Raw genomic sequence first — 608 nt, forward strand, 5'->3', positions numbered from 1 at the left:
GGTAAACCACATAACAGCATAATAAGGTCTCTCGCTTTTAAGTGGATTAGGATAGTATTTAGGTGCTGGAAAACGAAGACGCCCTACAACGAATCAAAATATTTAGAAGCATTAAAACGAAGAGGTTCGCCGTTGTTAAAATTTGCAACAACTAGCTAAATTTAACTTGTTGTCCACTTCAGGGCGTGTTGTTATATGTGGCTTACATGGCAAAAACTTAAGTTACCAAGAACAATAAAAGGTTAAAGCGTGGAATGAGTAGATTTAAAAAACCTTTCGCCACTTGCCACCAAACCGTGAATTTGAGCCTTTTACACTTTGGCTAATTATTTCCACAAAACAAGTTAGGCGAAAACTCTATAACCAAAAATACAAACTAATTTATGCCGCTAAAGTTACCACAAAAAAGAACGGAAATAAGCACAAACTAATAAATAAAATGCCCAAGTTACAAAACATAATTACTTGAACAGTGGCGACATATAACGCCCCATTAAGAGGCAAATGATAGTTGGCTAAAATAAGCGACGAAGGAGCAAATAGCCAGCTGTTATTTGTCCTGCTTGAATGGCTTGTTATAAGGTTTTGCACCTAGCCAAAAATGGTTT

At 36.3% G+C, this 608-nt stretch carries 1 pseudogene; it reads left to right on the forward strand.

What is annotated here, in order from left to right:
• Positions 1 to 159, forward strand: a pseudogene (locus tag H4J52_RS02995) (IS110 family transposase); the annotation flags it as partial.
• Positions 160 to 608 lie beyond the last annotated feature (449 nt).

It is taken from the genome of Colwellia sp. MB02u-14 (genome assembly GCF_014076915.1).
Taxonomy (GTDB): domain Bacteria; phylum Pseudomonadota; class Gammaproteobacteria; order Enterobacterales; family Alteromonadaceae; genus Colwellia_A.